This is a genomic window from Methanoregula sp. (assembly GCF_049518935.1).
Classification (GTDB): Archaea; Halobacteriota; Methanomicrobia; order Methanomicrobiales; family Methanospirillaceae; genus Methanoregula.
In genome coordinates, this window is the sequence record NZ_JBEKRH010000044.1 from 1 (window position 1) to 5,438 (window position 5,438).

Annotated in this window: 4 protein-coding genes; 2 read left to right on the forward strand and 2 right to left on the reverse strand. The window is 41.8% G+C overall.

Annotated elements, in window-relative coordinates; translation table 11 throughout:
- Positions 1-170: 170 nt before the first annotated feature.
- Positions 171-1,091: a site-specific tyrosine recombinase/integron integrase gene (xerA, locus tag ABSE13_RS13040; protein WP_424028949.1), complete on the reverse strand. Its 921-nt coding sequence runs from the start codon at positions 1,089-1,091 to the stop codon at positions 171-173.
- Positions 1,092-1,402: 311 nt separating this feature from the next.
- Entirely contained in the window at positions 1,403-1,804 is a 402-nt protein-coding gene (locus ABSE13_RS13045) for a hypothetical protein (RefSeq protein ID WP_424028950.1), read from the reverse strand.
- A 2,398-nt stretch (positions 1,805-4,202) separates the two neighbouring features.
- Between ABSE13_RS13045 and ABSE13_RS13050 the strand changes: the two genes are divergently transcribed.
- Positions 4,203-4,538 carry a helix-turn-helix domain-containing protein gene (locus ABSE13_RS13050; RefSeq protein WP_424028951.1) on the forward strand — a complete coding sequence of 112 codons (336 nt, stop codon included), beginning with the start codon at positions 4,203-4,205 and terminating at the stop codon, positions 4,536-4,538.
- Between the two features lie 214 nt (positions 4,539-4,752).
- Positions 4,753-5,438: IS5 family transposase (locus ABSE13_RS13055; RefSeq protein ID WP_424028952.1), on the forward strand; the 686-nt coding region annotated here is incomplete at its 3' end.

Consider the following 5,438-nt stretch of genomic DNA (forward strand, 5'->3'; position numbering starts at 1 on the left):
GACAACTTGTGGAAAATAAATTCTCTGTCCTGAAAAGAAGGTTTAGCGGGGATCTCAAAGCAAGACGGTTCCTCATTCAAATGAAAGAAATCGCTAACAAAATGATTGTCTGTAACATCCACTGGTTCTTACAATTTCTTATCGTTGAGGTTTTCTACAGAGCACAAAAATCAGGAGTTTTCGTGAGTTCCGGAGAGAGGGAAATATTGCTGGTAAACTTGGCGTCGTTCATCGATATCCGTATGTAGATAGATTTCAGTCGTCTTGATTGAAGTGTGACCAAGGTTTTCCTGGACAACCCGTAGATTTTTAGAGCGACGATATAATTCACTTGCGTAACTGTGGCGGATCTTGTGGGGAGTTATACCGGAAGGTGCATAATGCTTGAAGATGTGCTGGATAGCCCGTGAAGAGATATGTTTTCCCTGCTGTCCGACAAAAAGCGGTCCAACGATACGGTTGCCAATGAATTTGAGGATATCAGTAAGTGTATCATCATCAACGAACACTACACGGATTTTGTCACCCTTTCCACGGATTTTAATCGTATGTTCATCGAAATCGATGTCCTCAAGATTCATATTACAGAGCTCGGACACACGAACGCCCGTGGCGTAGATCGTCCTGACAATGAGCTTGTCACGGGGATCTTCAATGGAATCGATCAGCCTCAGAACCTGATTATGTTTCAAATACTTGATATCCTGTTGTTTGATTCTGGGGCGATCAATTCCCGTTATTGGATTGGCAGTGACGATCCCTTGCGAATACAGGTACCGGTAAAACGAACTCAGCGTGGAGATGATACGGTGGAAAGTTTTCGGTTTGTACGTCTGCATCGATGACACAAAAGAAAGAAAATCATTGATGATCACCGGAGTGACGTCGACGGCAGTATCTAGTCTTGCCTTTTCGAAGTCTTTCCAGTAGAAAACAAGTTTTGTCACATCCGTATTTCGCCTGAGCCAGACATAATATCCAAAGTGTTTGATTACCTGCTCATAGCTGTCCAGTGTGCGGGGAGAATAATTCCGCATGCGGAGATAGTTTCGGTAGCTTTTAAGCCACTCCGAAAAATAACCGCTTTCCATGCTCTATTCTATCTTATCTCAAATAAATAAAGGTTTGCGCAGAATACCTATTCTGCGAAGTCTCGAATTTTAATTTGGACATCGCATTACAGGCTGTTTTGCGTAAACCACTTCACACACTTTCTTGCTCGCACAGCGACTTACTCGGCCCTGGCCTGGGCAAAGAACAGATTCGGATCATGACTCCGGCACTGTGCCAGCCGTGTGCTTAGTAATTGAATGGTAGGTTTTGGATATAAATCTTTTTTACTATAGACTCAATATTTAACCTTCCTCTTTTTCAAAAATGAAATCATAGATCCTTTCAGATATCAAAAACAATACCATACGGAATTTTGCAAGATTTGCCTCAAATACGAAAACAAGGTTATTTCGGTTTTAATTGCTTTCATTTTATATACGGTGAATTCGGGTTGTAGATCAATAAGAGGTTCAGACCTCTCAATTTTTAAGGGAGTTATCTCATGTTTTATGGGGGGTTCCTCCTTACTCCAGAAAATCCCTATGACGATAACGACAATTGAAAAGATCCGTCCCAGATAAAATATTTCCGGGAAGAGAATACAGCCCCCTCCACTTACAATCCCAACGCTGCAAGCATTTGTTAACAGTTGAATTGACATTTGACCCAATAACCCCGTGCCAAATATCGGTAAAAGGTACATTAACCCAATTATGAGGAGGCCGAAAAGAATCGGCTCACTTCTTGTCATAAATGATGGTATTTTTTTTATTTTATTTAGTGATATGTAATATTGAGAATATAGGGTTCGCAAAACAGGCCTTCTTTTCATTCAGCAGGTAATTTCCCTAATCGAGAGGGAGAAATGCCAACAGAAACGCAATAGCGGGCTCCCTCGCCGGTGTTTGTGGGATCTCACTGATCAATTTGGCGAATCATAATGCTTCAGGACCCAGCTGGATCCATTACCAGGGACGCGGGGGAAGAAGGGTATCAATGCCCCCGGCCCTGTCTGAAGATATTTTGTCCTGTGATGGTCAATCCGGGATTCCTATTTGTGGCTCACTGATGGCTTCTCTCTCACCCCATGCATCACGCCGGGGTCATTGGGACATTAAAAAATGCCCGATAATCCATATGAACTCTAGACGTGGATTTGGTTTAAGCCTTTTTTACTATAGTATCAATAATCTATGACATTCTGACGAGCCTCAGCTGCCGGGCCCATGATAGCGTGAAAATGAGTCCTATCATCCTTACGGGAGGGAGATCTATCCCCCTCGCGTTTTCGGATATTTATACAATTTTCCCGATCGCGACAAGGATAACGACCAGGAACATCAGTATGATGATACCTTTTACTAGGTCGATTCCGTCATTGACCAGGTTTAAAGGTCCCCTTAACGGTGACATTTTTAATCTCCTAACTGCGGAAAACCCAAACTCCGGTATCACAATCCTTATTAATCTTTCAAAAGAAACGGGTGTTGCTAGCATTCGTTCCTTTTGAAAGTTGAGGATTGTCGGGAAATTCGACCCCTCCACTTTCTTTGAGGTACTTAATACCTCAGTCATCGATCTTGCGATATGTTTATATAGGCATCTACTACCATTGTTAGAAAAAAAGGGAAATCTGCTTAAATTATGGTTGGTTTAGATCAACGAAGATTATAACGCGCTACGATTTCTTAAACCATATGTTGCTATATTACCTCGGGAACATATTATTTTCCTATCGTCGGCTCTCGTCGATATTTTGCATTATTTTCAACCCTGCCGCATGATAGAGCCGCTTCAAGATGAGCTCCGGTAGGATCCGCTTCTGGCCCTTACGCTCCCAACGAAGATGCACATCGCGAGCAGGCATTATGCCAGCCTCCAGATAGCTGTCCCAAAGTTACCAAACCCTCCCCATACAGACAGGTCCTGAGGCTGGGCCGCATCCGGGATCTCGTAAACAATAAACCCGCTCCCGGGGTTTGACTCCCCGGCCATGCTCCAAGAATCTTGACTAAATTGAAGATCCCCCGTCTGGGGATTGAGATCCAGATATCCTCCATAAAACCCGATCCTTGTCGAGTCCGTATTGTCGTAAACGTTCTGCAGCTCTTTGAGTGCCTCTATGGATTGATAGTCAGATTGGGGATTTTTTTGTCCCTTACGTATATAACCCTAAAATAATCCGTCATCAGGAGCCAAAGTAGTCTGCCATTTTTCATTGGGGAATCCCTAGGTAAGGAAGATGCCCGGCCAGACTTGGCTCACAGAAAGTAATCGGAAGTCCTGATATTATATTATGCATAATCACTCAAATTATCAGTATTTTTTAAGAATACGTCAAAAGTGGGCAGATATATGTGTTTAAATCTGCTCTGGAAGGTCTTTAAATAAACCATATGATGCTATACATAAAATGTGCGACATTGATATTTTTGATCGGGCATTTAGGATAACTGGATACATCCAGGTGGATCGGAGATGTGATCATAAGTCGATTAAAAAATGCTATAGCACGATAACTCGGAAAAATTAATCGAAAATCCCATCTAACCGGACTGCACGCCCAAAGGGGAGATTGCGGGAGATTTGATTGATAATCGTGAGAGAAATTAAAAAATGCATCGTATAATTTCTATTGTTCTGTTAATGTCACATAATATTTAGAGGGGTATGATTGTTGCCACCGTCATCATGAGATCAAGTCCTGCGGCATTTGGGAATCCATGGGTACATCTGGATTGAAAGGGTTGATCCCCATATCACTAACGGATCATGTAGCAGGGGAGTATATATTCCGGAACGACTGCCTGTGCTCAAAACAACTTAATTATTTCCTTGCAACAGTGACAAAGGAACTCTCCTTGTACCTCTATTCGGGATTCTACCTGCTGAAGTCCTCCAAAACGACCACGATAAAATCAATAATTTTTTCAGCGTAAAAAATTTCAATCCGCATTAAGCGGATTGATAAATAATACTTATACTTGACCAATTTGGGAAAATAAAAAAATATGGAATCTAAATTACACGGGATATTCGATCGACAATGCGCAGATCGCGATCCCTCATCTAAAAATCAACGGTTTTGTAACGAATTGTTGTGATATATCAGTTAAAGATTATAAGGAAATGGAATCATTGGTAATATTATGGATGAAGATACACAGCTGCTTACCCCCCAACAGGTTGCTGATATCCTAGGGATCCACCAGAAAACCGTTCACTTATGGTTACGATCCGGGAAACTCACCGGCACAAAAATATCCTACCGTGCCTGGAGGATCCCCAGATCGGCCTTAAATTCCTTTATCGAAAGCAACAGTAATCTCTCAAAACAATCCCCAAGCCAAACCGTTAATACCGGAAGGGAATCAGAAGAAAAAGAGAACGATGGGCATATTCAGGAAAATGGATCCAATTCATCCCAGAATAAAATGAAATACTATATCAGGGATATCATGGGTGAAAAATCTCATGAGAAATAAGGAAAAATTACCATCGAATAACGAATTTTTCAATTTTATCTGCTCTGTAGAAATCCTAATCTAAAAGAGATAGTACCGACGACCGGAAGATCAAAGGTACATTGTCTCCTTACCAGAATGTGTGTTCAAAAAGTAAGGAGACAACAAGAAGATTAGCGAGCCGTATTCATGCAAATATTCCAAGAGAATTTACACCCAACACCAATTGCTCGTCTTGATTTTATTCAAAGATTTCCGGAACCAGCACTACTGGGAATTCATTGAAGATGTCGGAGATATGGAGGGAGTTCAGGAGATCCTTGATCTATCCGTAATACCCCATTTCACTACGCTCCAGAAATTTCTCTGTCGGATAAAAACACTTTATCTTCGGTTCACCTTCAGAAAGACCGTGAACCTGTTCTATACTACTAATGACAATATTCCGATAACGGCTATTGATTCTTCGGGATTTACGAGCGGGTACTGCAGCCATTATTTCTCTGAAAGAACCGGGAAGATCCGGAAACATTTCCTGAAAACTTCGATATCAGTTGATACTGATCAACAGGTGATTACCGGATTTGTTGCCTCGAAAAGCCGGGTCCATGATACCCGACATGCCGAGAAATTACTTCGACAATGTCACAAAACCCAGAAATCGGATTGTTACGTCATGGACAAAGGATACGATTCTGAAGCGATTCATCGGCTGATCCGAGAAGATCTCCATGCCAACTCTGTTATCCCTATTCGCTCCTGGAAGAACGACGTTATCGGAGGTACTTACCGTCAGGAAATGGCTCGTCAGTTCAATGACACTATTTATCCCAGACGACAACTCGTTGAAAATAGATTCTCCGTACTGAAAAGAAAGTTCAGTGGCGATCTTAAAGCAAGAAGATTCACGATTCAGATGAA